The organism is Arthrobacter sp. Soil_C_49 (genome assembly GCF_057656635.1).
The window spans coordinates 119,194-145,846 of record NZ_JBDGJZ010000012.1 but is presented as its reverse complement, the minus strand read 5'-3'; the positions used below and the strand labels follow the sequence as shown (position 1 = coordinate 145,846).

Genomic DNA, 26,653 nt, shown 5'->3' with positions numbered 1-26,653 from the left:
TTCTCCACCTACCTGGCAGAAGCAATCACCGAACTCGAAACCGTCAAGGTCAACGTCACCCAGCGCGCCTTCGACCTAAAGGCATAAACCCCCGAACGACTGCAACTCCGGCCCCAACAAAGCAAGACCAGGGCCGGAGTTGCTTGTCGTTGAACATCAGGCGTGGAAGTCAAGGAGTTGTGGAAGACCGTATTCAGCTCGTGTCCGGGCCACTCCTTGAGGGCGGCTTTGCCGCAGTGGGGCAGGCCCTGACCTGCGGCAACGTCATCTGCGGGACTGGTGACATTGTCATCGGAGATCAGGACGGGATAGGTGGTCCACCTGTCCTAACCGTGGAAACTGCGGCCGAAAGTGGCAGCAGGAAGAAATGGACCAGCAGATCCGCAGCCGTATTCGCGCAGGGGTCCCCGGCTGAACCGAATATCTGATCGTGGGCCTACTCCGTTTGGTGCCCTCCTTTGGGGAGGCGCCAAACAATCTTGGATTAGCCGCTGCGAGGTCGACCTAGTGAAGGGAAAGGAGGACTTGTGTTCTACAAGTTGCATAAACCGGAAGCAAACGCCTTCTCGCTGGCGGGCGGCAGCCTGTTCCCAAGCCAGGCACTTCCTCTTGCCCTTGAGGTGATCACTTTCGAGGAGCCTCAGAGCAGAGACGAGAAGCTTAACCGTGCCATCAGTAGACTCATACCCGCTGCTCTTGAACGCAGGCAAGGAATTATGGTCGTGCAACGCGACTACGGCAAGTACACCGTTCGCGTCGACCCCGAAGTGCCATGCGGCACAACTCGGGAGTCCCGCGAAGAGATCGTGCGAAGGTGAACCAGAGAACCCGACAGATCGGTTGTGCCCCGCCCGTAGAGTCTCGAGGACAAATTTTCGTTTCTGAACGCCGACTGCTCTCCGAATAGATTCCCTCCTAACCCACCTTATTGGAAGGGTGCCTTTTCTATGAGCTACACCCCAGCCTGACGAACCGGACCTCTTAGAGGTAGCCACCGTCATGAAGCAGCTGGAGGCGAGAAAGTCCCGTACAGACTATGAGAAGGGCGACGAGCTTCCACTCAGCGAGTGGGAAGAGGAACAAACAGTGAAGCCCCCTGCTAGAAGACGCCGTAGTGCTGATGAGGACAAGCGCTCCCCCCTCCCCAAACCTGGATCGTCGCAGCATCCCCATCCGGAACTTGTTGTGGTTGTTCTTGGCGTGATGTACCCAGGTGTCTTCCCACAGCTTGTCGAAGGTAACACCCGCCTTGATCTGATACCCCTACCGCCTGGTTTCGTCACGGGCCGGCAAAGGGTGGACGTTGTCTTCTACGATCCGCTGTCTTCCAGTAGGAACGGTGAGGAGGTTCCCCGGGCCGCGAAGTCTGGGAAGAATTCTAAGGGCAATGGCCGCGTAAATCACACGGAGGCCCAGAAAGCTGTTGCCCGCGATTTGGCTTTGCTTTCGATGGGAAAACGGAGGTGGTCACCGCCTCTCGACTGCCATCATTTTTCGGATATCAGAGCCCCGTGAATTGCACATCTCTACTGAACCGAATCAAGGAAGGCTTCACCAATGCCAAGGTCTTCCGAAATCTTCGACTGGAAAGGGATCAGACCCGGTGATGAGGTTGAGGTGCTCGATGACGGCCTTGCCATTGCATGTGGAGTAATTGAAGACCTGGCTTCGGATCATAGCCTCATCCGGCTCCAGCTCTCCTATGGGAGAGCTGGACGAACATACCGCCGGGAGGACGGGTGGCAGGTTCGTGTTATCCGCCGGGAATCGTGTCCTCAGCGGTTACGGTCAATCACTCCCTACCTGCAGTCTCGGGCGTTTTCGACCTGTCCACGCGAGGCACACCCCAACCTGACGTCAGAAAGTGACGCAAACAAGCGTCAGAATAGGGTCCTAAAGACGTTTACTGACACTCTCCCGCGAACAGTCCAGCACCTAACCTGACAGTCGGGCCGCCGCGAGAAGGCCGGACACCCCGAGCCCCTAACGCAACGTCCGCCGGTCAGTACTCGCCTTTGATCACGAAGTAGGAGCCGCGGATCACGCCAGCGAGCTTCGACTTCTGGCGTGCGAACTTGAAGCTGGACGCCAGTTCCTCGGGAACGTCCATGCCGTCGGAGAGCTTGAACCCAACGGCCCGCTTAGCCCCCTCCTCGAGTCCATACATCACATTGATGGCCAGGCCGGACTCGTAAAATACGTACGTCATCCGCAACCCGTCCACTTCGAAGGAAGACACTTCGAGTGGACGGGACGCGATGACGAGGTTGCGCTCGGCGGAGAGGATGTTGTGCACGTACGCCACTGTCTCCGGCGCCTCGTCAGCGGGCGTGACGGTGAAATCGTGGTCGTACTTGTTCTTGTAGTACCGCGCCTCGTTGGCCCGCAGCCCGGCCAGCGCCTCAGCCACCGGCGATGATTCCAGGCCAACGGTGGACACGCTCTTGAAATCTACGGTGTACGGCATGCATCCTCCTGTGAGTTCCAGCGCAGCCTACACGAGGTTCTCCACCAGCGAGACGTCCCTCACCGCACCCTTGTCCGCCGAAAGGGCCATGGCGGCGTAGGCGCGCAGGGCCGGGGACACGTGGCGGTCCCGGTCCTTGGGCTTGTACCCGCCGTTGAGCAGGAGCTTTTCGCGTCGTTCGGCGAGAACCTCGTCGGAAACCTGCAGCTGGAGGGAGCGCTGGGTGATGTCGATGCTGATGATGTCGCCGTCCTCCACCAGGGCGATAGCGCCGCCGGAGGCAGCCTCCGGGGAGATGTGCCCGATCGACAGGCCGGAGGTGCCGCCGGAGAAACGGCCGTCGGTGATGAGGGCGCACTTCTTGCCCAGGCCGCGGCCCTTGAGGAACGACGTCGGGTACAGCATTTCCTGCATGCCCGGACCGCCGCGCGGGCCCTCGTAGCGGATGACCACCACGTCGCCTTCCTTGACGCCCTTGTTCAGGATCTTTTCCACCGCTTCGTCCTGGGACTCGCACACCACGGCCGGGCCTTCGAAAATCCAGATGGACTCGTCCACACCGGCGGTCTTCACCACGGCGCCGTCGACGGCCACGTTCCCGCGGAGCACAGCCAGGCCGCCGTCCTTGGAGTAGGCATGCTCCACGGAGCGGATGCAGCCTTCTGCAGCGTCGGTGTCCAGGGAGGTCCACTCATTCGACTGCGAGAAGGCGGTGGAGGAGCGGACGCCGCCGGGAGCCGCATGCCACAGGGCCTTCGCTTCTTCCGTGGCTTTCCCGCCACGGATGTCCCAGTCATCCAGCCAGCCATCCAAGTCGTCGGAGTGCACGGAATGGACGTCCTTGTGCAGGAGCCCGCCGCGGTTCAGCTCGCCCAGCAGCGCGGGGATGCCGCCGGCACGGTGCACGTCCTCCATGTAGTAGGTCTTGTCCTTGGCGACGTTCGGGGCCACTTTGGCCAGGCACGGCACCTGGCGCGACTTCGCGTCCATCTCGGCCAGTCCGTACTCCACGCCCGCCTCCTGCGCCGCGGCCAGCAGGTGCAGGATGGTGTTGGTGGAGCCGCCCATGGAGATGTCCAGGGCCATGGCGTTGTCGAAGGCCTTCGCGGTGGCGATGGAGCGCGGCAGCACGGAGGCGTCGTCGCCGTCGTAATAGCGCTTCACCAGCTCGACGACGGTGGACCCGGCCTTCTCGTACAGCGCCTTGCGCGCGGTGTGGGTCGCCAGCACGGAGCCGTTGCCCGGAAGGGACAGGCCAATGGCCTCGGTGAGGCAGTTCATGGAGTTGGCGGTGAACATGCCGGAGCAGGAACCGCAGGTGGGGCAGGCGTTCTCTTCGATGAGGTTGATGTCTTCATCGGAGATGGACTCGTCCACGGCGTCGGCAATCGCGTTCACCAGGTCCAGCGAGCGCACAGAGCCGTCGGTCAGGGTCACGCGGCCGGCCTCCATGGGGCCGCCGGAAACAAACACGGTGGGAATGTTCAGGCGCAGCGCGGCCATCAGCATGCCCGGCGTGATCTTGTCGCAGTTGGAGATGCACACCAGCGCGTCGGCGCAGTGTGCGTTGACCATGTACTCTACCGAGTCGGCGATCAGGTCGCGGGAAGGCAGCGAGTAGAGCATGCCGCTGTGGCCCATGGCAATGCCGTCGTCCACGGCAATGGTGTTGAACTCGCGCGGCACCGCGCCGGCGGTGAGGATCGCGTCGGAGACAATCCTGCCCACGGGGGCGAGGTGGGTGTGCCCCGGGACGAATTCGGTGAAGGAGTTGGCGACGGCGATGATCGGCTTCCCGATGTCCGAGTTGGCGACGCCGGAGGCGCGCAGCAGTGCGCGGGCGCCGGCCATGTTGCGGCCATGGGTGACTGTTTTAGAGCGAAGTGCAGGCATGCTACCGATCCTGCCCGCCCGCGCGCGCGGGCGGAAGACAGTGCTGATACTAGTAGTAGGAGTAACAGAGTACTAGTGTTAGTTGCCGTGAAAGAGGCCGGGGACAAACGCAAGGAACTGGGCCTGTTCCTGCGCGCACGCAGGGACCAGGCACTGCGGTCCGAGTACGGGTTGCCGCCCGTCGCCCGCCGCCGCGAACGAGGGCTGCGGCGGGAGGAAGTGGCCTTCCTTTCCGGGGTCAGCGTTACTTGGTACACCTGGCTGGAACAGGGCCGGGACATCAGGCCCTCCCGCGAAGTCCTGGAAGCCGTGGCCCGGACCCTGCACCTCTCGGAAACCGGACGTTCCTACGTCCTGTCGCTGGGCGGCTATTCGGCACCCGTCACAGCCGGTCCGGTGGCTGCCGACGCTCCCGCCCACATCCAACGCCTCCTCGACGCCCTCGGCCCCAACCCCGCCTTCGCGCTGGCACCGGACTGGAGCGTCACCGGCTGGAACAGGGCCTACGCCGCGCTGTATCCCAACATCGCCAACGTTGCCGCCCCGGAGCGGAACCTGCTGTGGCTGGTCTTCACGGACCCGTACGTCCGGGAGCTGCTCCCCGACTGGGACGTCACCAGCAGGCGGTTCCTTGCCGAGTTCCGGGCTGAAGCAGGGCAGCGGCTGGGCGATCCGGACGTGGCCTACCAGGTGGAGCGGCTCAAGGAGACCAGTCCGGAGTTCAAGGAAGGCTGGGACAGGTACGACATCCTCGGCTTCGAATCCCGCGAACGGCTCTTCCACCACCCCTCGGTGGGGGTCCTCCGGCTGGAACACCACCAGGTCTCACCCTCGGACCGGCCGGACCTGCATCTTGTGGTCTACACCCCGGCGCCGGACAGCGACGCCGCGGAGCAGATCCAGCGGCTGCTCTCAGCCGGCAGATAGCACCCCAAGGACGCCCTATCCATGCGCCCCAAGCCGCTCAATCAGGTCATTCCAGAGCGCCTCACTATCCACACGATGGTGGATCACGGTTCCCGGATCAGCAGCGACCCCAACAGTCTCGACGCCTGGCCCAAACGGCACCAGCACGCTGTCACCCAGGGTCAACGTACTGCCCAGCTGCACAAACGGCGGAACGTCGAGCAGCCGCTCGGCCAGCCAGGATCCCACCGGTGATGCGGCGGCCAGCTCGTTCTTCACCGCGTCCACCGCAACGGTCATTTGTGTGTACTCCTCGTACGGGATCCGGACCAGGGGCATGCCCGAGGCCAGCACCGCCACGGCTGATGCGGCGTCAGTGTCCGCGTTGTATTCGCCCCAGTCCGCTTCCGCGAGCGTGCCGCCCACCCAGACCAGCACTGCGCGATCGGCGAGCGCCGGGTCCAGCCGCAGCGCGGAGCTGCGGCACCCCGGTCCCGATTGACTCGGCACCCGCCATGACACGTACATCATGGCGCTCCATCAGCCCGACGAGTTGCCTGGCGAGGTCGCGGCCGCGGCTGGCGGTAGTCGCAGGGTCAGCTCCTGCCGCCGCAGCCAGTCCCGGATCCAGCGGCGAGCTCGTCACGAGCACAGTCACGTCGGGGCCACAGCGCAACAGGATGTGCGCCAGGGCCACCAGCCCGTCAGGATCGCCGCCGAAGTCATTATCCACGACCAGCAGCTCCGCCAAAGCCGCCACTCCTACGCTCCGGCCGGGACGGCCAGCACAGCAGGCACGCTAAAGCTGTGCGTCCCTGCACCGACAGTGCGCGGCTCACCGCCCGGAAGTACGACGTCGGCCTCCACTCCCGAAGGTACCGTCGCCTCAAGGCGGAACGCGCCGTCGTCGTGCTTCCATTCGACGCGGACGGTTCCGTGTGGCGTTTTCAGCGAGGTCTTGGCCCAGTCGATGCCCTCGCCCGGCACCGGCGCGATCCGCACCTTGGTGTATCCGGGGGCCAGCGGGCTGATGCCGCCGACGCTCTTGTGCAGCCAGTCCGCCACCGCGCCCAGGGCGTAGTGGTTGAAGCTGGTCATCTCGCCGGGGTTGATGGTGCCGTCCGGGAGCATGGAGTCCCACCGCTCCCACACGGTGGTGGCGCCCATCGTCACCGGGTAGAGCCAGGACGGGCAACCCTCTTCCAGCAGCAGGCGGTAGGCCTCCTCGCTGTGGCCGGTGTCCGTGAGTGCGCCGGTGATGAACGGCGTACCCGCGAAGCCGGTGGACACCCGGTAGTTGTTCTTCCGGACCAGCTCGGCGAGGCGCTCCCCCGCGAAGTCGACGTGCTCGGCGCTGGGCAGGATCCCGAAGGCGATGGCCAGCGCGTAGACGGTGGTGCAGTCGCTGCGGATGGTGCCGTCGGCGGCCACATAGTGCTCCAGATACGACGCCTGGACCCGTGCCGCCAGCTGCTCAAAGTACTCGGCGTCCTCTTGGTGCCCCAGCAGCCGGGCCGTTTGGGCCGTGATGGTGGCGGTGCGGAACATACACGTGGTGGCCACAACGCCGGTGTCCGCCTTCGCGTCCCACGGCTTGTCCGGGTCGGCGTCCGGGTCCAGCCAGTCGCCGAACTGGAAACCCGTGTCCCACAGTCCGGTGGGCGAGAGCAGACCCTCCACCCGGCGGGTGTGGGAGGTCATGGATTCATACTGGTTCTGCAGCACGGTGAGGTCGCCGTAGGACTCCCAGAGGGCCCACGGCACCCAGACCGAGGCTTCGCTCCAGAGAGCCGACGACTCCGGCGAGGGGAACTCGGCCGGCTGCGGGCAGTACTTCAGCGCATCCGGCACAGTGATGGGCACCAGCCCGTCCGCTGCTTTCTGTTCGGCTGCCAGGTCCTTGAGCCAGTCCTGCAGGAAGCCCTTGACGCCGTAGAGGAACGCCGCGGTGGGTGCGAACACGGCAATGTCGCCGGTCCAGCCGAGCCGCTCGTCGCGCTGGGGGCAGTCGGTGGGCAGGTCCAGGAAGTTCCCCCGAAGGCCCCACACGATGTTGCGGTGCAGCTGGTTCACCAGTCCATTCGAGCACTCGAAGGTACCGGTGCGCTCCAACTCGGAATGGACCACTACGGCCTCGAGCGAATCCTCGCTGAGCGTGCCGGGCCAGCCGGAGATTTCGGCATAGCGGAACCCGTGGAACGTTTTGGTGGGCTCGAAGAAGTCGTCGTCGCCGGACAGGATGAACGTGTCCATGGCCTTGGCGGACCGCAGCGGGCGGACGCCCAGCTCGCCATCTTCAAGTACCTCGGCGTGGCGCACGGTAACGGCCTGCCCCGCTTCGCCTTTCACGGTGAGCCGGACCCAGCCCACCAGGTTCTGGCCGAAGTCCACCAGCGTTTTGCCGCCGGGCGAGGCGAAGATTTCCTGGGGTTTGACGACGGCGGTTCGCACCACGGGCGGGCCCATCGGCTCAGCCAGCCGGCCGGCGTCGAACTCCAGCGTGCGCACCCCGGCCCAACTCCCGGCGCCGAAGCCTGGCTCCGCCCAGCCGGGCTGGTTCCGGCGGGCGTCGATGGTCTGCCCGTCGTAGAGGTCGTTGAAGGTGGTGGCGGAGGGGCCGGACTGCCAGGAGGAATCCGACGAGACGGTCTGGACGTGCCCGTCCTCGAATTCGATGTCCAGCTGCCCGAAGAAGCCCAGCTCATCCCCATACAGGTGGGACATGCCGTGCCAGGCGAGGCGCCCGCGGTACCAGCCGTTGCCCAGCGCTACCCCGATGACGGTCGACGGGCCCACCAGGGCCGTGACGTCGTAGCTGCGGTAGCGGAGCCGCCATTCGTAGGAGCTCCAGCCGGGGCTCAGCACGTCCTCGCCCACGGGAACGCCGTTGATCAGGGCTTCGTAAATCCCGAAGGCCGTGGCGCGCAGCGTCGCCTGGGCCACCGCGCCGTGGCCCTCGTCGAGGGTGAACTCCTTGCGGAGCAGCGGGGCGCCGTCGAAGTCTTCATCGGGCGTGATCATGGCGGCGTGCCAGGGAGTCGAAGTCATGCGGGATATTCCGTTCTGCAGTCTGTGAAAAAGGTGTTCAGGCGTAGTGGCAGGCGACGTCGGAGCCGCCCACCGTGCGCAGGGCCGGGCGTTCAGTGGCGCACAGCTCGGTGGCCAGCGGGCAGCGGAGCCGGAAGGGGCAGCCGCCGGGTCCGGGCACCGCTGCCGCTCCGGTGCGGACGCCCAGGGATTCCCGTGCCTCCCGGCGGGCTGCCTGCTCTGCGGGCCGGGGCACCGGGGATGCGGCAACGAGGGCCTGGGTGAACGGGTGTTTCGGGTTCTCGGTGACGGCGGCGGCGGGTCCGCTTTCCATCACCTGGCCGCGGTAGAGGACCACCACGCGCTGGGCCAGGAACTGGACCACGGCGATGTCGTGCGCGATGAACAGGTACCCCAGGCCGCGCTCGTCCCGCAGGTCGGCCAGGAGGTTCAGCACCTGGGCCTGGGTGGAGAGGTCCAGGGCGCTGACGGCTTCGTCGCAGACCACCAGCTTGGGGTCGCAGATCAGGGCGCGGGCCACGGAGATGCGCTGGCGCTGGCCGCCGGAGAACTGGCTGGGGTAACGGTCCACCGCCTCGCGGGGCAGGCCAACCCGTTCCAGCATGTCCTCGGCGCGCTGCCGTGCCTCCGCGGCCCCAACGCCGCGGAGCCGGAGCGGTTCGGCCAGCGAGGACCCCACGGTGTTCCGCGGGTTCAGCGAGGAGTTGGGGTCCTGGAAGACGGCCCGCAGTTCACTTCCCAAGGCCCGGCGCTGGGACGCTCCGGCGGAGGTGATGTCCTTGCCCTGGTAGGTGATGGATCCGCCGGACACCTTCTGCAGGCCCAGGATCGCTTTGCCGATGGTCGATTTTCCCGAGCCGGACTCCCCCACCAGCCCCACGGTTTCCCCGGGGGCGATGCTGAAGCTGACACGGTCGACGGCGGCGGGAGCGGCGGCTGCCTTGCGGCCCCTGCCGTAGCGGACCACCAGGTCCTTGACCTCCAGCAGCGGCTGGGCGGCGGCGGGCAGCGGCGCTTCGCGGCGTTCCGTTGTTGCGGTGCTCATGCGGGATCCTTTTCAGCAGTTCGGGTTGCAGCAGCCGGGGCCTCAACCAGGTTCAGGATGTGATGGGCGGGGACGTCCGTGGCCACCCAGTCCAGGCCTTCGACGGCGAGTTCGTCGGCTTTGACGCAGCGCACCACGCCGTCGCCGGTCCCGGAGGGAAGCAGCGGGATGGGCACCATGCAGGCGGACCCGGCGAACTGGCAGCGGGCGGCGAACCGGCAGGTGCCGGGCCAGTCCTTGGGCTGCGGGACCTGGCCGCTGATGGTGGCGAGGCGCTCGGGCATGTCCGAGGCGTGGTTGGCGTGCGGATCCGCGGCGAGCAGGGCCAGCGTGTACGGGTGGCGCGGGTTGTCCAGGATGTTGTCCGTCCGGCCGTTCTCCACTACCTCGCCGGCGTACATCACGGCCACCTGGTCGCAGAGGTCGGCCACCACGCCAAGATCGTGCGTCACCATCACTACTGACATTCCGGTCTCCTTCACCAGGGACCGCAGCAGCGAGAGGATCTCGGCCTGCACGGTGACGTCCAGTGCGGTGGTGGGTTCGTCGGCGACGAGCAGGCGGGGACGGCCGGCCAGTGCCAGGGCGATGGCCACGCGCTGGGCCATGCCGCCGCTGATCTGGTGCGGGTAGGTCTTGAGGATGCGGGCGGCGTCCACGATGCCCACTTTTTCCAGCAGGCCCAGGGCTTCGGCCTTCGCTTCGGCCCTGCCCATTCCGCGGAGCCGCCGGACCGTGGCCGTGAGCTGGTAGCCCACCGTGAACATGGGGTCCAGGGCTCGCATGGGTTCCTGCGAGATGAGGGCGATGTCGCGTCCGCGGATGCCTTCCATGTCCTTCTCGGTAGCCGCGGCCAGGTTCTTGCCGTTCCAGAGGATCCGGCCGCCGGTCACGGAGACCCCGGAGGGCAGCAGGCCGAGAAGGGACAGCGCGGTCATGGTTTTGCCGCAGCCGGATTCACCCACCAAACCAAGGACGGTGCCGGGTTCGACGTCGAAGGAGACGTCCGTGACCAGGCGGACTCCCTTGCCGGCACCCACGGAGTCCACGCCCACGGAGAGGTTGCGGACGCTCAGGGTGTTCTTCGCGGCATCCTGCGAGGCCGGCGCAGCAGCGGCAATCGCGGCGACCGCTTTGGCGCGCTGGCGCCGGGCTGCCGCGGAGGGCAGGTGCGAGGCGGTGGCGTTGGGCGCCTTACCCAGGGCGTTGCCGATGGCGTTGGCGGCCAGGACTGTCAGGGCCAGCACCGCGCCGGTGGGGACCATCAGCCACGGGGCGTCGTAGACGTGCTGCGAGGCGCCCTGGATCATGCCGCCCCAGCTGGGCTGCGGGATGGGCGGGCCGAAGCCGATGAAGGCCAGGCCGGCCTGGATGAGCATGCCGACGGCGAAGATCAGGGCTGCCTGCACCACAATGGTGTTGGTCAGGCCGGGCAGGACATGCCGCAGGCTGATGCCGGCCGTGCTGACGCCGTCCACCTTGGCGGCGTCAACGTACAGCTGGGACTGCAGGGACTTGGCCTGGCCCAGCATCACCCGGTAGATGCCGGCCGAGATCAGCACGCCCAGGATGCCCATGATCAGCGGAATGTTCGTTCCCACAGCGCCGATCACGGCCAGGATGATCACCGTGCCGGGCAGGGACATCATGATTTCGGTGACGCGGCTGATGACGTTCTCCACGCGTTCGCCGGCGGCTGCGGCCAGCATCGCCAGCAGCGTGCCGAGGCCGACGGCGACAATCACCGTGATCATCGACGTCCCCAGCGTGCCGGCCGCCGAAGCGAAGATGCGGCTGAGGAGGTCCCGGCCCAGTTCGTCGGTGCCGAGCCAGTGGGCGGGGGTGGGTCCGGACAGGACGGCGGTGAAGTCCTGGTCCTCGGTCTTGAACGGCAGCCACAGCGGAGCGGTCAGGGAAGCGACCACCAGCGCGGCCAGCCAGAGGACACCGGCGATGCTCGCCGGGGAGGGGAACAGCTTGCTGCCGGAGAATTTCCTGGCCGCGCTTTGGCGCGGGGCCTTGGGAAGGACGGCAGCCGCCGTCGGCTCCGCTGAATCTGCTGGTGCGGGGGCAACGTTGGGGATCATGAGGCACGCAACTTCGGGTCGAGGAACTTGGTGACGAGTTCCAGCACCAGGTTCACGGCGACCACCACCACGGTGGCGATCACTACGACGCCCTGGACGGACGGGGCGTCATGGGTGCTGACGGAGTTCTGGACGGCCTGGCCCAGCCCCGGCATGGCGAACAGCTGCTCGGCGATGACGGAACCGCCGAAGAGCTGGATGAACTGGAGCGCAATGCCGGCCACGATGGGGAGGCTGGCATAGCGCAGGGCGTGGATGTAGAGGATTTTCCACGTGGGGGTGGCGGTGGCCCGGAGGGTCCGGATGTGTTCCTGCTGGAGCGCTTCGAGCATGGAGGCCCGGGTCTGGCGGGCGATGAACGCTCCGCCGCCCACGGCAAGGGTGATCACCGGCAGGGCCAGGGACAGCGCCCAGTCCTGGGGTGAGACCACGAACGGGACGTAGCCGGTGGCCGGGAAGACTGAAGACTGGACGGCCAGGAGGTAGACGAAGATGATGCCGATCCAGAACGCCGGAAGGGCTACGGCCATGCCGGCCACACCACCGATGAGCCGGTCCACGGTACCGCCGCGCACAGCCGCGGTGACGCCCAGGGCGATGCCGAGGATCGCGCTGAGGAGCGTGGCTCCGGCAGCAAGGGACGCGGTGACGGGGAGCCTGCTGGCCAGGTCCGCGCTGACGGAACGTCCGTCGATCAGCGAGATGCCGAGGTCACCCTGGACTGCGCCGCCGAGCCAGGTGACGAACTGGACCAGGAGCGGATCGTTCCAGCCGAGGCGCTGGTTGACTTCGGCGATGGCTTCCTGGGAGGCGCCGGCGCCGAGGGACACGGCGCCCGGGCTGCCGGGCATTGCGTGCACCAGCAGGAACGCCAGTACCGCAACCACCAGCACGGTGGCCAGCGCCATCAGCAGGCGCTTGGTGATGAATAATGCCATGGTGACCTCCATCGGTCAGGCTCTTGCCGGGCGGGCCCTCCTGTTGGTGGGGAGCGCCCGCCCGGCAGGTGCGGGTATTAGCTGGCCGGCTTGTAGGACGAGAGGAGCGGGTAGGCGTTGGTTCCGGCGAACTCCACCGGCGCCACCTTCTTGGTGTTGTAGCCCTGGTTGGTGAGCGACTCATAAAGCGGGATCATCCAGCCGGATTCCACCAGCCTGGTGTTCAGCTTGGTCAGCGCGGCCTTCCTGGCGGCGTCGTCCTTCGCGGCGGCAGCTTCACCAGTGGCGGCGGCCAGCTGGTCGTCGGTGGCCTTCTGCACGTTTGTGAAGCCGTTGAGGACAACGCCGTACATGAGGCCCACCGGGTTGTCCCAACCGAGTGCCGCATAACCGAGGGGCGTGGTGGCGACGGCTGCGAAAGCCTCGTCGGTGGAGGAGGCCATCTTGATATTCATAGTGATTCCGACGGCGGCGAGGTCCTTTTGGACCGCCTGCAGGTCGGTCTGGGTTTCGGCGCTGCCCACGATGGTGAAATCGAAGCCGTTGCTGTAGCCCGCCTCTGCCAGCAGGCTCTTGGCCTTGTCCGGGTTGTAGGCGTACGTGGTTTCAAGGGCCTCGGTGAAACCGGCCGAGTCCTTTGGCAGCGCGTTCCAGGAGGCAATGTCACCCTTGTGGAGCGCGTCCACCAGGGCCTTGCGGTTGATGGCGTACTGGAACGCCTGGCGGACCTTTTCCTCGGCAAAGGCCGGCGCAATCTTGCCGATCTTGTCGAAGGAGACCATGGTGTGCAGCGTGCCGCCGATCTGGGATACGCCCAGTCCCTTCGACTTGGCAAAGTCCACCGTGGGCGAGGTCAGCATGGCAACGTCGGCCTGGCCGGAAACCAGTGCGTTCGCTCGGGCCTGCGGGTCCTGGACCACGCTGAAGATCACCTTGCTGAAGGCGTACTTGGAGGCCTCCGGGCTCTTCTCGTTCTTTACCAGAACGTACTTGTTGCCCTTCACCGTGGCGGGATCCAGGGTGTAGGGGCCGGACCCGTCGGGGGTGGCGGCGAGGCTTGCGGAGTCGGTGACACCGTTCTTGCCCACGATCATGCCTGTGGTGGACGCCAGGTTCTTTTCGAAACCCGGCTGCGGCGAGGCGAACGTCAGGGCAACCTGGGTGGGGCTGACCACGTCCACGGACGTGATTTCCTGGGCGCCGCCTTTGGCGACGGCGGAGTAGGCACTGAGCGCGGGATCGGACCGGCGGTCCAGGTTGGCCTTGACCAGTTCAGCGTCCAGCGTGGAGCCGTCCGTGAAGGTCACGCCCTCCTTGAGGGTCAACGTCAGGACCGTGTTGTCCGCGTTGTAGCTGAACTCCTTGGCCAGGCCCGGACCGGCCGAGCCGTCCGGCTGGAGCGTCATCAGGCTGTCGTAGAGACCCTCGAAAAACTGCCGCTGGGCAGCGGACACCCTCAGCGGATCGAAGCCGAACGACGCCGAGTCGCTGTCAACGGCGAGGGTCAGGGTGCTGGTGTCTGCCTTGGCGGTGGCCTGGCTTGAACCGCCGCCGCAGGCGGTCATCGATCCCAGCAGGAGCGCTCCGGCCAGAACGGCGGAGCTCGCACGGGCGGTGGAGTTCAGGAGTTTCATGTAGTGCGCCTTTGCATTCGGATGTGACAACGGAGGGAATGTCTTGGGGCCGGCTGCTGGCCGGCTCCTTCCAAGCATCAGCCGGGCGCCGAGGGCACTCACATGAGAATGTCATTGATTGAAAAAGTATTGTGGTCCCGGTCACGTGGCCGGTCAGGATGGAAAGCCAGGGCAGTGAAGCCCCGTGCGCTGTAGTCCGGCGCTGAACCGAAAGGAACTGCATGACCACCACAACACCATTCCCGCAGGACTTCCTCTGGGGCGTTGCGAGCGCCGGGCACCAGGTGGAGGGGAACAACGTCAACAGCGACACCTGGTTCCTTGAGCACCTGCCCGGCAGCATGTTCTCCGAGCCGTCCGGGGATGCCGTGGACCACTACCACCGCTACCGCGAGGACATCGCCTTGATCGCGGGCCTCGGCTTCACCAGCTACCGCTTTTCAATTGAGTGGGCCCGCGTTGAGCCGGAGGAGGGGCTCTTCTCCCAGGCCGAGCTGGACCATTACCGCCGCATGCTTCAGGCCTGCCACGAGCATGGCCTCACCCCCGTGGTCACGTTCCACCACTTCACGTCCCCGCGCTGGCTCCTGGCCCTGGGCGGCTGGGAAGGCCCGCGCACCGCTGAGCTCTTTGCCCGTTACTGTGACCGGGTGATGGCGCACCTGGGTGACCTGATCGGCGTCGCCTGCACCTTGAACGAACCCAACCTGCCGTGGCTGCTGGAGTCCTTCGGCATTGGCGGCGTGGCACCGGAAAACCGCGGCTCAGTACCCGTGTGGGCCGCGGCGGCGGAACGCCTTGGCGTGGATGCCAGCACCGTTGCGCCGTTCCAGTTCTGCTCCACCGAGGCCGGGTTCGAGGTGAAGCTGGCGGCGCACCGGGCCGGCACCGCGGCAATCAAAGCGCACCGGCCGGATCTCCTGGTGGGCTGGACGCTCGCCAACTCCGACATCCAGTCCATCGACGGCGGCGGGGAACTGGCCGAAAAGGTCCGCCGCGGCGTGAACGAGCGCTTCCTCGAAGCGTCACGGGGTGACGACTTTGTGGGAATCCAGACCTACGGCCGCACCGTCTACGGCCCGGACGGGCATGCGCCGGCGCCGGAAGGCGTGCCCACAAACCAGATGGGCGAAGAGATCTACCCGCAGGCCCTCGAAGCGACCATTCGGGAAGCCCACCGGATTGCCGGCATTCCGGTGATGGTCACGGAAAACGGCCTGGCCACCGAGGACGATGCCCAGCGGGTGGACTACCTGCGCACCGCCGTCGAGTGTGTGGCGTCCTGCCTTGAGGACGGCATCGACGTCCGCGGATACATCGCCTGGACGGCCTTCGACAATTTTGAGTGGGTGTTCGGCTACGGGCCGAAGTTCGGCCTCATCACCGTGGACCGGGAGACCCAGGAACGGACGCCCAAGGAGAGCGCACACTGGCTGGGCCGGCAGGCGCAGGTGCGCAAGGCCCCGGCAGATAACGCCGTGGTCAGCAGGGCACCCCAGCCGGCCTGACCGCCGTCGTGCATTCCGTGGGCCCCCGGTGCACGTCCGCCTCACCGTGAACGGAACCGGTGAGGACCTCCACAACGGCAAGCTGGCCGGTGGTGTCCGGGACGCCGGGGAATTGAACCTGCGGCTCCTCGGCCGGCACCACCGGCTGGGGAGCCGCAGAGCGCATGCGGACAAGGGCGATGGCCGAGATCAGGAACCAGGCCACATTCGTCACCACCGAAGGCCACGCCTCGTGGACGGTGCCGTTGATGATAAAGGCGACGGCGCCGAACAGGTTTGCGGTCTGGAAGCCTTTGCCGGCCTTCAGCCAGCCCATGGAAACGGCGAGGTAGGCACTGAGGATCGCCACCGCACCGGCCCAGCCGGCGATTTCCCACAGCAGTTCCATGGTGTCCTTTCGGGATGCCTGCCGGCCGGAGGCGGGCAGGGGAAACGAGGGGTTTGAAGGTTGGTTGCGCCGGACAAACCGTTGACTCGAGCCCGGAGGGGCGAGGACTCGTTTGTGGGTCGGCGGGATAATCATACTCCGCCCCGGGGGCCGGTTGGATCCACCCCTTCGCCTGTCGCGTTCAGCCCTCCACAGCGTGGATCCTGCAGGCCAGCGAGTGTGATTGTCCCGGCGCCAGGACAACAAGGTCCTGACCGGAATTGAAGGCATCGGGCGGGCAGGTCATGGGTTCAACAGCGACCCCTTTCCGGTCCCGCAGCTCCCCTGAGTAGAGCTGCAGCCAGGGCGCATCCGTCCCCGTTGATTCCACTACCGCCGAGAGCTGCCGGGCAGGGTGCCGGAGCCTGACCGCCCATGTTCCCTCGGGGAGGGCAGTGAAGGCGTGGTCGAGTTGCTGCGCAGCAAGTATGCGGGCCTGGGAAAAATCGAACTCCGTGCCCGTGATGTCCCGGAGATCGGTGGGCCGGAGTTTCTCGTCCGTCATCAGCACCTTGCCCGCAGGGAAGGTCAGCTCACACGCGGAGATGTCCTCGCCGCCCACAGTGAGGTAGGGGTGGGAGCCGCAGCCATAGGGGGCGGGGGCGGATCCCAGGTTCCTGGCGCCGAGTTCGATGGACAGCCCGGTCCCGGCGTCCAGGGCGTAACGGGCCGTCAGCGCGAGCTGGAAGGGGTACCCGGGTTCGCCGTGCAGCAGGTGCGCCAGCACCACCTCGGCGTCCGAGCGCCGTTCCACCTGCCAGGCGTTCCACAATGCAAGCCCGTGCAGCGCGCTGCCCGTGCCCGCTTCGTTCACCGGCAGTTCAAAACGCTGACCGCCAAAGCTGTAGGCGCCGCCGGCCACCCGGTTCGGCCAGGGCATAAGGGTCTTTCCTGCGTAGGCCGGGGGCAGTTCGTCCGCCGAAAAGGGCAGGACAAGGTCCGTTCCGCGGAAGGACAGGCTGACCAGCCCGGCCCCCACGCTCGCGACAGTTGCCTCATAGTCCCCCGCCCGAAGGACAGTCAGCTCACCGTTGGGGCAGGTAATGGATGACATGGATGTTCCTTTCGAAGGGCCGGGTCAGGCCGCGGGTGGCGCGGTGGACTCGCGGACGATCACTTGGGTTGCCAGCTCAACACGGCGGGAATCAAGTACCTCACCGCGGGCCTGGCGGAGCAACGACCGCAACGCCGTCCGCCCCATCTCCTCGAGCGGCTGGGACACAGAGGTGAGGGCGGGCACGGACTCCTCGCCCTGAATTGTTCCGTCGAAGCCAATGAGGCTCAGCTGTCCGGGAACCCCGATGCCCTGCCGGGCCGCTTCGCCCAAAACACCCAGCGCAATGCTGTCGCTCGCGGCAAAGATCGCCGTAGGCCGCTGGTCAAGCCCGAGCAGTGCCTGCAGTCCGGCTGTTCCGCTGTCACGGCGGAACCTGCCGCCGGAAACAATGTACTGCGGATCCACCGGGACGCCGTGGGCCGCCAGGGCGGCCATGTAGCCGTGCAGCCGCGCCTGGTTGCATTCTGCCTGCTCTATCCCGCCGATATAGGCGATCCGCCGGTGCCCCAACTCCAGCAGGTGTTCGGTTGCGGCCTTGCCGCCAGCCCAGTTGGTCGCACCCACGCTGACCACGTCCGCTGGAGGCGGGTTGAGCGGGTCGATCACGACGACGGGCAGCTTGCGGCGCCGGAACGCCTGGAGTTGCGCTTCACTGAAGGCCGACGTCACCACAATCATTCCCGCCCTGCCCTCGTCCACCATGCGCTGGGCGCGGCGCTCCGGGCTGTGCACCGCGGCGGTAGCCCCGGAGCTGGCCGGCCCGGTAGCGCTGACCAGCACTTCAACGTCGGCTTGGGCGGCGAACTGGAGTATGCCGTCAAGGACCTCCACGGTGTAGGCCGCGGTGAGCACGTCCACCACCACCTCCACCACGGTGCTGGTTTTCGTTGCGGCGCGCCGCTGAAGGGGCGACTGGTACCCGGCCTGTTCCAGGGCGGCCAGTACCCGGGCGCGGGTTTCGGGAGCCACATCTTCCCGTCCGTTTACCACCTTGGAGACCGTGGGTGTTGAAACCCCTGCCTGCAGGGCAACAGCTGCCAGAGTGGGCTTTTCCGGCCGCACATTTATAGCCAAGACTCGATCCCGTCTTTCGAAATATTTCGTTGAGTCCAATAGTGGTGCAGCCGAGGCTCTGCGTCAACGTCTCTGCAAAAGCGCGAACATCTACCAAACAGCATGCCCTTGACTGTGATTCACCTCACCGTTAGATTTACATCACCGGTCGTAAGTTTTCGAAAGATTTCGAAGATTGCCAGTGCGGCCCAGAACCGAATTGATGCAGGCACCGCTTCGAAGCCGAAGTGCGGACCCGCGTTACACGTTACCGGGACCCAGCGTTGAGCCCGGAGGATGAACGGAAACGAAATGAACATTCGAAAGTTGCGCACGGCAGCCATGGCAATTTCCGCTGCAGGAGTGGCGCTCAGCCTGGCCGCCTGCGGTTCTGCAGGTCCTGCCGGTTCAAACGTGAGCAGTGACTCGGCCAGCATGTGGGGTCTTACCGGCGGCAACCAGCCGGTCCTGCAGAAGTCAGTGGACGACTGGAACCAGGCGAATCCGGACAAGTCGATCAAGCTGGATTTCTTCGCCAACGATGCTTACAAAACCAAGGTCCGCACGGCCGTCGGAGCAGGCGAAGGCCCCACGTTCATTTACGGTTGGGGCGGCGGAGTCTTGAAGTCGTACGTGGACGCCGGACAGGTGGACGACCTGTCGGGTTTCCTCAAGGACAACCCGGACGTCAAGGACCGTTACCTTCCGTCGGTGTTGAAGAACGGCGAGGTGGACGGCAAGACCTACGCCCTGCCGAACAACAACGTTCAGCCTGTGGTCCTGTATTTCAACAAGGAAGCATTCGACAAGGTGGGCGCGCAGCCTCCCAAGACCTGGGACGAGCTCATGGCCCTCGTGCCGAAGTTCAAGGATGCCGGCATTGCCCCGTTCTCGCTCGGCGGCCAGTCGAAGTGGCCGGACCTGATGTGGCTTGAGTACCTCGTGGAGCGCATCGGCGGTCCGGAAGTCTTTGCCAACATCGCGGCCAATAAGCCAGGTGCGTGGTCAGACCCTGCAGTGAAAGAAGCTTTGACCAAGATCCAGGAGCTGGTTGACGCCGGCGGGTTCATCAACGGTTTCTCATCAATTGCCGCAGACAGCAATGCCGACCAGGCTTTGATGTACACCGGCAAGGCGGCCATGATCCTGCAGGGCGGCTGGATCTACCAGGGCATGAAGAAGGACGCCTCGGACTTCGTCAAGGGCGGCAAGCTGGGCTACACCACGTTCCCCACGGTGTCCGGCGGCAAGGGCGACCCCGCGAACGTAGTGGGGAACCCGTCCAACTTCTGGTCCATCTCCGCCAAAGCAACGGACGGCCAGAAGAAGGCCGCCCTGGACTACGTCAAGGACGGGATGTTCACCGATGCCAACGTCGATGCCCTGATCAACTCCGGGGCCGTGCCGGTTGTCCAAGGTATCGAAAGCAAGCTCGAAGCCTCCCCGGACAAGGACTTCCTGACGTTCGTCTACGGGCTGGCCAAGGATGCACCGAGCTTCACGCTCTCCTGGGACCAGGCCCTGAGCCCTGCGCAGGGTGATGCCATGCTCTCCAACCTGGACCAGATCTTCCTGAAGAAGATCAGCCCGGAACAGTTCATCGCCACGATGAACGCCACGATCGGGAAGTAGGAACCGGTGGCATTCCCAGGTACCGCCGCCCGGGGGGTCCGCGACGCGGGCCCCTCGGGGTGGCTGGCTGCGCCGGCACTGATCTTCTTCCTCGTCTTCGCCGTTGTCCCGCTCATCGGGGTGGTCTTCCTGAGCTTCACAAGCTGGAACGGCCTGGGCGAGATCAAACTGGAGGGACTGTCCAGCTGGACCACGGTGCTGACCGATCCCGTAACAGGCAACGCCTTGATGGTGACGGCGAAAATCATGTTCTTCTCGTTTATCGTCCAGGCACCAGTCAGCCTGCTCCTGGGGGTCTTCACCGCGGGCGCCCAGAAATACCGTGCCGCCCTGGCAGTCTTGTACTTCCTGCCGCTGCTGCTCTCCTCCGCCGCAGTTGCCATCGCCTTCAAAGCCCTGCTGGATCCGAACTTCGGCCTGGGACCGGGGTTCGGGCTTCCTGCCCTGGCCCAGGACTGGCTCGGGAATTCGGACCTGGTGCTGTTCGTGGTGGTCTTCGTCATCGCCTGGCAGTTTGTTCCCTTCCACACGCTGATCTACCAGGGCGGCGTGCGGCAGATCCCGGCATCACTGTATGAGGCAGCAGAGATCGATGGCGCCGGACGGTTCCGGCAGTTCTGGAGCATCACGCTGCCCCAGCTGAAGTACACGGTCATCACGTCGTCCACCCTGATGGTGGTGGGAAGCCTGGCGTACTTCGACCTCATTTTCGTGCTCACCGGCGGAGGACCCGGTTACAGCACCCGGCTGCTCCCGCTGCATATGTACCTGACGGGGTTCAAGGCCAACGACATGGGCGCCGCCAGTGCCCTCGGCGTGATGCTCGTTGTCATCGGCCTCGGACTGGCCCTGTTGCTGCAGCGCCTGGGCGGCAAGAACCGCAATGCAAGCCAACTGGAAGGTGCCTGATGGCGTCCACGACTCAACTCCCGGTTCCTCCTTCGGCCGCGGGCAGCATCGCCGCGGAACCTGTTTCCCGCGCCAAGGGCCCGGGACGGCTGCGTCCGAACCTTCTGGGCGGCCTGGGCGGCTGGCTCTGGCTTGCAATAATCATCGTCCCGATTTACTACGTGGTGATTACCAGCTTTAAAAACCAGGCGGGCTTTTTTACCTCCAATCCGATGCTTCCGTCGACGGAGCCGACGCTGGACAACTACAAGCTGGTGCTGGAGAACAATTTTGTCCGCTACTTCGCCAACAGCCTGATCGTCACCCTGGGCACGGTACTCCCAGCCTTGCTGGTGTCCTTTATGGCCGCCTACGCGATCGTCCGCGGCAGGAGCAAATTCCTGTCCATGACGAACAACCTGTTCCTCCTGGGCCTGGCGATCCCGCTCCACGCCACCATCATCCCCATCTACTGGATGATCACCCGGGCTCACCTGTATGACACCCTGCTCGCCCTGATCCTGCCGTCCGTGGCGTTTGCCATCCCCGTCAGTGTGCTCATCCTGTCCAACTTCATGCGCGATGTCCCGAATGAGTTGTTCGAGTCGATGCGGCTCGACGGCTGCTCGGACTGGGCCATGATGTGGCGGCTAGCCCTCCCCATGACCAAGCCGGCCGTCATTACGGTAGGCATCTACAACGCCCTGCATGTCTGGAACGGCTTCCTCTTCCCGCTGATCCTGACCCAAAGCCCGGCCACCAGGGTCCTGCCGCTGTCGCTCTGGACCTTTCAAGGGGAGTTCAGCGTCAACATCCCCGCCATCCTGGCCTCCGTGGTCCTGGCCACGCTCCCCCTCCTGGTGATCTACGTCGTTGCGCGCCGCCAGCTGCTGGCCGGCCTCACCGCCGGCTTCAGCAAGTAGAAAGGAACTTCCATGACCGGATCCAAACCCCTGCGCGTCGGCATGGTGGGTTATGCCTTTATGGGTGCAGCCCACTCGCACGCCTGGCGCACCGCACCGAGGTTCTTTGACCTGCCGCTGCAGCCCCGGCTCACCGCAGTGGCCGGAAGGAATGCCGACGGCGTCCGGGCCGCCGCGGACAAGCTTGGCTGGGAGTCCGTTGAGACGGACTGGCGCCGCCTGATCGAGCGCGACGACATTGACCTGATCGACATCTGCACACCCGGCGACACCCACGCCGAGATCGCCATCGCAGCCCTCGAGGCCGGCAAGCACGTGCTGTGCGAAAAGCCGCTGGCCAATTCCGTGGCGGAGGCAGAGCGGATGGCCCTGGCCGCGGAAACCGCCGCCAAGCACGGCGTCGCCTCGATGTGCGGCTTCAGCTACCGGCGCACCCCCGCCCTGGCGCTGGCCAAACGGTTCGTGGAACAGGGCAGGCTCGGCGACATCCGGCACGTCCGCGCACAATATCTCCAGGACTGGCTCTCGGACGAGAATGCCCCAATGACCTGGCGGCTGGACAAGAGCAAGTCCGGGTCCGGCTCCCTGGGCGACATCGGAGCCCACAGCATCGACGCCGCCCAATGGGTCACCGGGCAGAACATCACAGGTGTCTCGGCGCTGCTCGAAACGTTTGTTCCGGAGCGCCCGTTGGCCGGGGACCTCGTGGGCCTGGGCGGCCACGGCGACCTCAGCGGTGACGCGCCCCGCGGGAAGGTCACCGTGGATGACGCCGCCATCTTCAGCGCAAAGTTCGACGGCGGCGGTACTTCCGCGGGCGCCGTCGGGGTCTTCGAAGCCACCCGCTACGCACTGGGCCGGAAGAACGCCATGCGCTTGGAACTGAACGGCACCAAAGGCTCGCTCGCTTTCGATTTCGAGGACATGAACGTCCTGTCCTTCTACGACGCAGCCGAATCCCCCGACGCCGGCTTCCGCAGGATCTTCGTCACCGAACCCGAGCATCCGTACGTCGGGAACTGGTGGCCCACCGGCCACGGGCTGGGGTACGAACACGGCTTCACCCACCAGGTGGTGGACCTGGTCACCGCAATCGGTGAGGGCCGCCAGCCGGAACCCTCGTTCACCGATGCCCTGCAGGTCCAGCGGGTTTTGGCCGCCGTGGAGGCCAGCGCTTCGAACTCCAGCCAGTGGCAGAAGGTCTAGGAACGTGAACACAGGAGAAGGAACGCCATGACACGACCAATTACGCTGTTTACCGGCCAGTGGGCCGACCTGCCGTTCGAGGAGGTGGCCCGGCTCGCCGGCGAGTGGGGCTTTGACGGGCTGGAGATCGCCTGCTGGGGAGACCACCTGGACCCCCGCCGGGCGGCGGAGGACGACAACTACCTCCAGGGCCGGCTGGACATCCTCGAGAAGAACAACCTCGAGGTCTTCGCCATCGCCAACCACCTCACCGGCCAGGCAGTGTGCGACGACCCCATCGACGAACGCCACCAGGGCATCCTCTCCGCAGAAATCTGGGGCAACGGTGATCCGGAAGGAGTCCGCAAGCGGGCTGCCCAGTCTATGAAGGACACCGCACGGGCCGCCGCGCGCCTGGGCGTCAAGACCGTAACAGGGTTCACCGGCTCCTCCATCTGGAAGGCGGTGGCCATGTTCCCGCCCGCCTCCGAGGCAATGATCGACGCCGGCTACCAGGACTTCGCGGACCGCTGGAACCCCATCCTGGACGTCTTCGACGAGGTGGGGGTCCGGTTCGCCCTGGAGGTCCACCCGTCCGAGATCGCCTACGACTACTGGACCACCAAGCGCACCCTGGAAGCCATCGGGCACCGCAGCAGCTTCGGGCTCAACTTCGACCCGTCCCACTTCATCTGGCAGGACCTGGATCCGGTGATGTTCCTCCAGGACTTCGCGGACCACATCCTCCACGTGCACGTCAAGGAATCGGTCCGGCAGCTCGATGGCCGCAACGGCCGCCTGGGCTCCCACCTGGCCTGGGCGGACCCCCGGCGCGGCTGGGACTTCGTCACCGCCGGGCACGGGGACGTCCAGTGGAACCGGATCTTCCGCACCCTGAACGCCATCGGCTATACCGGGCCCACCAGCATCGAGTGGGAGGACGCCGGCATGGACCGGCTCGTCGGCGCACCGCAGGCGCTGGCCATGGTCAAGGAACTCGCCCGGATCGCCCCGCCGGCAGCCGCTTTCGACGCCGCCTTCTCCAGCCGCTGACCCAGACTTTCCGGCCCCGGCCGGCAGCCAAACAAAAGGAAACCCCCGACATGACAGAACGCAAGAACGCCCTGGTGGTCCGCGGCGGCTGGGACGGCCACCAGCCGTACGAGGCCACGGAGCTCTTCATCCCCTACCTCAAGGACAACGGCTACGACGTCCGCGTCGAGGAATCCCCCAAGGTTTATGCCGACGCCGAATACATGGCCGGAGTGGACCTGATCCTGCAGTGCATGACCATGACCACCATCGAAAAGGACGAGTTCGCCGGGCTGCGGACCGCCGTCGAAAACGGCACCGGTCTGGCCGGCTGGCACGGCGGGATCGCCGATTCGTACCGCAACAACTCGGACTACCTGCACCTGATCGGAGGCCAGTTCGCCTGCCACCCCGGCAAGCACCCGGACGAGTGCATCGGCGAGCAGTCGGACAACTACGTTCCCTACACGGTCAACATGCTGCCCGCAGCCGCGGAGCACCCCATCACCCAGGGCATCTCCGACTTCGACCTGGTCACCGAACAATACTGGGTCCTCTCCGACGACTACATCGACGTCCTGGCCACCACCACCCAGAAAGTCCGGGAGTGGGACCCCTGGAACCGGGAGGTCACCTCCCCCGCCATCTGGACCCGCCAGTGGGGCAAGGGCCGCATCTTCGTTGCCACCCCCGGCCACCGGGTCGAAATCCTCCAGGACACCAACGTCCGCACCATCATCGAAAGGGGCCTGCTGTGGGCAAGCCGTTGAAAGTCGGAATCATTGGCTGCGGAGCCATCATCGCGCAGTACCTGGCGAACTTCCGCAAACTCGGGCAGATCGACCTGGTGGCGGTCGCTGACCTGGACCCCGCACGGGCCCAGGCCGTGGCGGATGACTACGAAGGTGTCCGTGCCATCTCCGTCGAGGAACTCCTCGCCGCGGACGACGTCGAACTCGTCCTGAACCTGACCATCCCCGCCGCCCACGCCGAGGTTGCGCTGAAGGCCATCGCCGCCGGCAAAAGCGTGTACGGCGAGAAGCCCCTCGCCGCCACCACTGCCGAGGCGCGCCAGGTCCTGGACGCGGCACGCGAGGCGGGCGTCGCCGTCGGCTGCGCTCCGGACACGGTGCTCGGCACCGGCATCCAGACCGCGCGCAAGGCGATTGACGACGGACTGATCGGCGCACCCATCTCGGCGAGCGCCACGATGGTGACCCCGGGCCATGAGCGGTGGCACCCGAACCCTGACTTCTACTACCAGCCCGGCGGCGGCCCCCTCCTGGACATGGGCCCGTACTACGTGACAGCCCTGGTCACCCTGCTGGGTCCGGTCGTCTCCGTCATCGGCGCCGCCAGCCACACCCGCAACGAACGCACCATCGGCTCCGGACCCCGCCAGGGCGAGAAGGTCCCCGTCAACATCGATTCCCATGTCACCGGTGTCCTGGTGCATGCCTCCGGCGCGCTCTCCACCCTGTTCATGAGCTTCGACGCCGTGAAGTCCAAGTCGCCCAACATCGAGATCCACGGTGAGCGCGGGTCACTGGTGGTGCCGGACCCCAACCACTTCGACGGCGACGTCCAGCTGTTTTCCCTCGGGGCCGAGGACTGGGAAACCCTCCCCGTTTCCGCCGGGTACGTTGGCTCCGGGCGCGGCTTCGGCATCGCCGATCTCGCCTCCACCCATGAGGGCGCTGAGCCCCGGGCGGGCGGCGCCCTGGCCTACCACGCCCTCGAGGTCATGGAATCGGTCCTCGAATCAGCCCACAGCGGCGCGGCCGTAGCCATCCGCAGCACCGTGGAACGGCCGGCGCGCGTTGAACTGACGGTCCTGGCGGAGGAGCTGGACAGGCTCCAGACGCAGGAAGCGGTCTAGGCATGGCCTACACAGCCGGCAACTGGCCCATCACCGCGGCCATGCTGCCCTTCCCGGGCGCCGGCGCGCAGGGAACCCACATCAACGATGCTGATCCCTCCACCTGGGCAGAGGCTCTGACCGAGGTCAAGGAAGCCGGGTTTGCCAACGCGGACCTGACCGACAGCTGGGTGCGCCCCGGCGACCTGGGCCCTGGCCGGCTGGCTGAGTTCAAGCAGACGGCACACGACGTGGGAATCGGAACCCCTGCCATCTCCGCCATCCGCCGCAGCGTCATTGACGGGCGGAACTGGGAAGCCAACCTGGCCTACAGCCACCGGACCATTGACGCGGCGGCAGAGCTGGGCTGCGAGGTTGTCTCCTTTGGCCTGCACCAGGCCATCACACCAGAGCAGCAGGAACAGCTTTGGTTCTGGACGGTTGAAGGGCACAAGGACCCGGAGGGGGACCGCGAAACCTGGGGCAACGCCGTCGTCCGCCTCCGCGAACTTGGCCGGCACGCGGCCGAGGTGGGCCTCCTGCTCTCGCTCGAAATGTACGAGGACACGTACTTGGGCACTGCCGATTCTTCCGTGCGCCTTGTCCAGGACATTGGGCTTGCCAACGTGGGCCTCAACCCGGACCTTGGAAACCTGATCCGGCTGCACCGGCCGGTGGAGGACTGGCGGGAGCTGGTGGCCAAAACCCTGCCTTACGCCAACTTCTGGCACATGAAGAACTACCTCCGCGACGAAGACACGGCCCGCGGCATGTACGTGGCCATGCCTGCCCCCATGGAAAGCGGCCTCATCAACTACCGGGAGGCCTTCAAGGTGGCCCTGTCCGTTGGCTTCCAGGGGATCCTGTGCACCGAACACTACGGCGGGGACGGCCTGAGCGTCTCGGCCAGCAACCAGGACTACCTCCGCCGGCACGTCCTCCCCAAGACCGGCGGATACGCCCTGGGCAGCAGCCAGGTGGCGCAGGGGCGGCAGCAGCCGGCGCAGCCCGCCCGCGTGTAACTGGTCCGGCGCGCAACTGATGCAGGCCTGAATCACGGCCTTCCCAACCC

At 65.9% G+C, this 26,653-nt stretch carries 23 protein-coding genes; 12 read left to right on the top strand and 11 right to left on the bottom strand.

Annotation, left to right across the window (positions count from 1 at the left end; translation table 11 throughout):
- The first annotated feature begins 527 nt into the window (after positions 1–527).
- Both AC3A4Z_RS17750 and AC3A4Z_RS17745 read left to right on the top strand, forming a co-directional pair.
- Positions 528–818 carry a hypothetical protein gene (locus AC3A4Z_RS17750; RefSeq protein ID WP_498712942.1) on the top strand — a complete coding sequence of 97 codons (291 nt, stop codon included), beginning with the start codon at positions 528–530 and terminating at the stop codon, positions 816–818.
- Positions 819–999: 181 nt separating this feature from the next.
- Positions 1,000–1,515 carry a hypothetical protein gene (locus AC3A4Z_RS17745; RefSeq protein WP_498712941.1) on the top strand — a complete coding sequence of 172 codons (516 nt, stop codon included), beginning with the start codon at positions 1,000–1,002 and terminating at the stop codon, positions 1,513–1,515.
- A gap of 487 nt (positions 1,516–2,002) precedes the next feature.
- Here the strand turns inward: AC3A4Z_RS17745 and AC3A4Z_RS17740 are convergent, their stop codons facing one another.
- Positions 2,003–2,467: a DUF8821 family protein gene (locus AC3A4Z_RS17740; protein ID WP_498712940.1), complete on the bottom strand. Its 465-nt coding sequence runs from the start codon at positions 2,465–2,467 to the stop codon at positions 2,003–2,005.
- A 27-nt stretch (positions 2,468–2,494) separates the two neighbouring features.
- On the bottom strand, positions 2,495–4,360 hold the full coding sequence (gene ilvD / locus AC3A4Z_RS17735) for a dihydroxy-acid dehydratase (protein ID WP_498712939.1): 1,866 nt from the start codon (positions 4,358–4,360) through the stop codon (positions 2,495–2,497).
- A gap of 87 nt (positions 4,361–4,447) precedes the next feature.
- Here ilvD and AC3A4Z_RS17730 point away from each other — a divergent pair, with 87 nt between their 5' ends.
- A complete protein-coding gene (locus tag AC3A4Z_RS17730) occupies positions 4,448–5,287 on the top strand; it encodes an MmyB family transcriptional regulator (RefSeq protein WP_493971231.1) in 840 nt (279 codons plus the stop codon).
- A 15-nt stretch (positions 5,288–5,302) separates the two neighbouring features.
- Here the strand turns inward: AC3A4Z_RS17730 and AC3A4Z_RS17725 are convergent, their stop codons facing one another.
- The 6 genes from AC3A4Z_RS17725 to AC3A4Z_RS17700 form a co-directional block, all read right to left on the bottom strand.
- A complete protein-coding gene (locus AC3A4Z_RS17725; RefSeq protein WP_498712938.1) occupies positions 5,303–5,797 on the bottom strand; it encodes a hypothetical protein in 495 nt (164 codons plus the stop codon).
- A gap of 231 nt (positions 5,798–6,028) precedes the next feature.
- Entirely contained in the window at positions 6,029–8,314 is a 2,286-nt protein-coding gene (locus tag AC3A4Z_RS17720) for a glycoside hydrolase family 78 protein (protein ID WP_498712937.1), read from the bottom strand.
- Between the two features lie 37 nt (positions 8,315–8,351).
- Positions 8,352–9,359, bottom strand: a complete 1,008-nt coding sequence (locus AC3A4Z_RS17715) for an oligopeptide/dipeptide ABC transporter ATP-binding protein (RefSeq protein ID WP_498712936.1) — start codon at positions 9,357–9,359, stop codon at positions 8,352–8,354.
- The gene (locus AC3A4Z_RS17710) at positions 9,356–11,446 is read right to left on the bottom strand and encodes a dipeptide/oligopeptide/nickel ABC transporter permease/ATP-binding protein (protein WP_498712935.1); all 2,091 of its coding nucleotides are present in this window, start codon (positions 11,444–11,446) and stop codon (positions 9,356–9,358) included. Before AC3A4Z_RS17710 ends, AC3A4Z_RS17715 begins: the two co-directional genes overlap by 4 nt.
- Positions 11,443–12,396, bottom strand: a complete 954-nt coding sequence (locus AC3A4Z_RS17705; RefSeq protein ID WP_498712934.1) for an ABC transporter permease — start codon at positions 12,394–12,396, stop codon at positions 11,443–11,445. Before AC3A4Z_RS17705 ends, AC3A4Z_RS17710 begins: the two co-directional genes overlap by 4 nt.
- A gap of 65 nt (positions 12,397–12,461) precedes the next feature.
- Positions 12,462–14,018 carry an ABC transporter substrate-binding protein gene (locus AC3A4Z_RS17700; protein WP_498712933.1) on the bottom strand — a complete coding sequence of 519 codons (1,557 nt, stop codon included), beginning with the start codon at positions 14,016–14,018 and terminating at the stop codon, positions 12,462–12,464.
- Between the two features lie 221 nt (positions 14,019–14,239).
- Here AC3A4Z_RS17700 and AC3A4Z_RS17695 point away from each other — a divergent pair, with 221 nt between their 5' ends.
- The gene (locus AC3A4Z_RS17695; RefSeq protein ID WP_498712932.1) at positions 14,240–15,526 is read left to right on the top strand and encodes a glycoside hydrolase family 1 protein; all 1,287 of its coding nucleotides are present in this window, start codon (positions 14,240–14,242) and stop codon (positions 15,524–15,526) included.
- Here the strand turns inward: AC3A4Z_RS17695 and AC3A4Z_RS17690 are convergent.
- The 3 genes from AC3A4Z_RS17690 to AC3A4Z_RS17680 all read right to left on the bottom strand — a co-directional run bounded on the left by AC3A4Z_RS17690 (position 15,501) and on the right by AC3A4Z_RS17680 (position 18,084).
- The gene (locus AC3A4Z_RS17690; RefSeq protein ID WP_498712931.1) at positions 15,501–15,914 is read right to left on the bottom strand and encodes a CBU_0592 family membrane protein; all 414 of its coding nucleotides are present in this window, start codon (positions 15,912–15,914) and stop codon (positions 15,501–15,503) included. The genes AC3A4Z_RS17695 and AC3A4Z_RS17690 overlap by 26 nt on opposite strands.
- Positions 15,915–16,095: 181 nt before the next feature.
- Positions 16,096–17,007, bottom strand: coding sequence for an aldose-1-epimerase (locus AC3A4Z_RS17685; protein WP_498712930.1), 912 nt, complete (start codon positions 17,005–17,007; stop codon positions 16,096–16,098).
- Positions 17,008–17,031: 24 nt separating this feature from the next.
- Positions 17,032–18,084, bottom strand: a complete 1,053-nt coding sequence (locus AC3A4Z_RS17680; protein WP_498712929.1) for a LacI family DNA-binding transcriptional regulator — start codon at positions 18,082–18,084, stop codon at positions 17,032–17,034.
- A 291-nt stretch (positions 18,085–18,375) separates the two neighbouring features.
- Here AC3A4Z_RS17680 and AC3A4Z_RS17675 point away from each other — a divergent pair, with 291 nt between their 5' ends.
- Genes AC3A4Z_RS17675 through AC3A4Z_RS17640 form a run of 8 tightly spaced genes read left to right on the top strand, consistent with a single transcriptional unit; the run spans position 18,376 to position 26,603 of the window.
- On the top strand, positions 18,376–19,695 hold the full coding sequence (locus AC3A4Z_RS17675; RefSeq protein ID WP_498712928.1) for an extracellular solute-binding protein: 1,320 nt from the start codon (positions 18,376–18,378) through the stop codon (positions 19,693–19,695).
- Between the two features lie 6 nt (positions 19,696–19,701).
- Complete coding sequence (locus AC3A4Z_RS17670) at positions 19,702–20,604, top strand: carbohydrate ABC transporter permease (protein WP_498712927.1); 903 nt, start codon at positions 19,702–19,704, stop codon at positions 20,602–20,604.
- Positions 20,604–21,506 carry a carbohydrate ABC transporter permease gene (locus tag AC3A4Z_RS17665; RefSeq protein WP_498712926.1) on the top strand — a complete coding sequence of 301 codons (903 nt, stop codon included), beginning with the start codon at positions 20,604–20,606 and terminating at the stop codon, positions 21,504–21,506. The genes AC3A4Z_RS17670 and AC3A4Z_RS17665 overlap by 1 nt, the downstream gene beginning before the upstream one ends.
- A 12-nt stretch (positions 21,507–21,518) precedes the next feature.
- Positions 21,519–22,712: a Gfo/Idh/MocA family protein gene (locus tag AC3A4Z_RS17660; RefSeq protein ID WP_498712925.1), complete on the top strand. Its 1,194-nt coding sequence runs from the start codon at positions 21,519–21,521 to the stop codon at positions 22,710–22,712.
- A gap of 27 nt (positions 22,713–22,739) precedes the next feature.
- Complete coding sequence (locus AC3A4Z_RS17655; protein ID WP_498712924.1) at positions 22,740–23,744, top strand: sugar phosphate isomerase/epimerase family protein; 1,005 nt, start codon at positions 22,740–22,742, stop codon at positions 23,742–23,744.
- Positions 23,745–23,794: 50 nt separating this feature from the next.
- On the top strand, positions 23,795–24,493 hold the full coding sequence (locus tag AC3A4Z_RS17650) for a ThuA domain-containing protein (protein ID WP_498712923.1): 699 nt from the start codon (positions 23,795–23,797) through the stop codon (positions 24,491–24,493).
- Complete coding sequence (locus AC3A4Z_RS17645; protein WP_498712922.1) at positions 24,478–25,602, top strand: Gfo/Idh/MocA family protein; 1,125 nt, start codon at positions 24,478–24,480, stop codon at positions 25,600–25,602. The genes AC3A4Z_RS17650 and AC3A4Z_RS17645 overlap by 16 nt, the downstream gene beginning before the upstream one ends.
- 2 nt (positions 25,603–25,604) lie before the next feature.
- A complete protein-coding gene (locus AC3A4Z_RS17640; RefSeq protein ID WP_498712921.1) occupies positions 25,605–26,603 on the top strand; it encodes a sugar phosphate isomerase/epimerase family protein in 999 nt (332 codons plus the stop codon).
- Positions 26,604–26,653: the final 50 nt, after the last annotated feature.

Coding starts and splice junctions, on each gene's coding strand:
- AC3A4Z_RS17640 (WP_498712921.1), top strand. CDS start 25,605: ATGGCCTACACAGCCGGCAACTGGCCCATCACCGCGGCCATGCTGCCC.
- AC3A4Z_RS17740 (WP_498712940.1), bottom strand. CDS start 2,467: ATGCCGTACACCGTAGATTTCAAGAGCGTGTCCACCGTTGGCCTGGAA.
- AC3A4Z_RS17660 (WP_498712925.1), top strand. CDS start 21,519: ATGACCGGATCCAAACCCCTGCGCGTCGGCATGGTGGGTTATGCCTTT.
- AC3A4Z_RS17655 (WP_498712924.1), top strand. CDS start 22,740: ATGACACGACCAATTACGCTGTTTACCGGCCAGTGGGCCGACCTGCCG.
- AC3A4Z_RS17720 (WP_498712937.1), bottom strand. CDS start 8,314: ATGACTTCGACTCCCTGGCACGCCGCCATGATCACGCCCGATGAAGAC.
- AC3A4Z_RS17700 (WP_498712933.1), bottom strand. CDS start 14,018: ATGAAACTCCTGAACTCCACCGCCCGTGCGAGCTCCGCCGTTCTGGCC.
- AC3A4Z_RS17710 (WP_498712935.1), bottom strand. CDS start 11,446: ATGATCCCCAACGTTGCCCCCGCACCAGCAGATTCAGCGGAGCCGACG.
- AC3A4Z_RS17695 (WP_498712932.1), top strand. CDS start 14,240: ATGACCACCACAACACCATTCCCGCAGGACTTCCTCTGGGGCGTTGCG.
- AC3A4Z_RS17725 (WP_498712938.1), bottom strand. CDS start 5,797: ATGATGTACGTGTCATGGCGGGTGCCGAGTCAATCGGGACCGGGGTGC.
- AC3A4Z_RS17745 (WP_498712941.1), top strand. CDS start 1,000: ATGAAGCAGCTGGAGGCGAGAAAGTCCCGTACAGACTATGAGAAGGGC.
- AC3A4Z_RS17685 (WP_498712930.1), bottom strand. CDS start 17,007: ATGTCATCCATTACCTGCCCCAACGGTGAGCTGACTGTCCTTCGGGCG.
- ilvD (WP_498712939.1), bottom strand. CDS start 4,360: ATGCCTGCACTTCGCTCTAAAACAGTCACCCATGGCCGCAACATGGCC.
- AC3A4Z_RS17675 (WP_498712928.1), top strand. CDS start 18,376: ATGAACATTCGAAAGTTGCGCACGGCAGCCATGGCAATTTCCGCTGCA.
- AC3A4Z_RS17690 (WP_498712931.1), bottom strand. CDS start 15,914: ATGGAACTGCTGTGGGAAATCGCCGGCTGGGCCGGTGCGGTGGCGATC.
- AC3A4Z_RS17705 (WP_498712934.1), bottom strand. CDS start 12,396: ATGGAGGTCACCATGGCATTATTCATCACCAAGCGCCTGCTGATGGCG.
- AC3A4Z_RS17715 (WP_498712936.1), bottom strand. CDS start 9,359: ATGAGCACCGCAACAACGGAACGCCGCGAAGCGCCGCTGCCCGCCGCC.
- AC3A4Z_RS17665 (WP_498712926.1), top strand. CDS start 20,604: ATGGCGTCCACGACTCAACTCCCGGTTCCTCCTTCGGCCGCGGGCAGC.
- AC3A4Z_RS17650 (WP_498712923.1), top strand. CDS start 23,795: ATGACAGAACGCAAGAACGCCCTGGTGGTCCGCGGCGGCTGGGACGGC.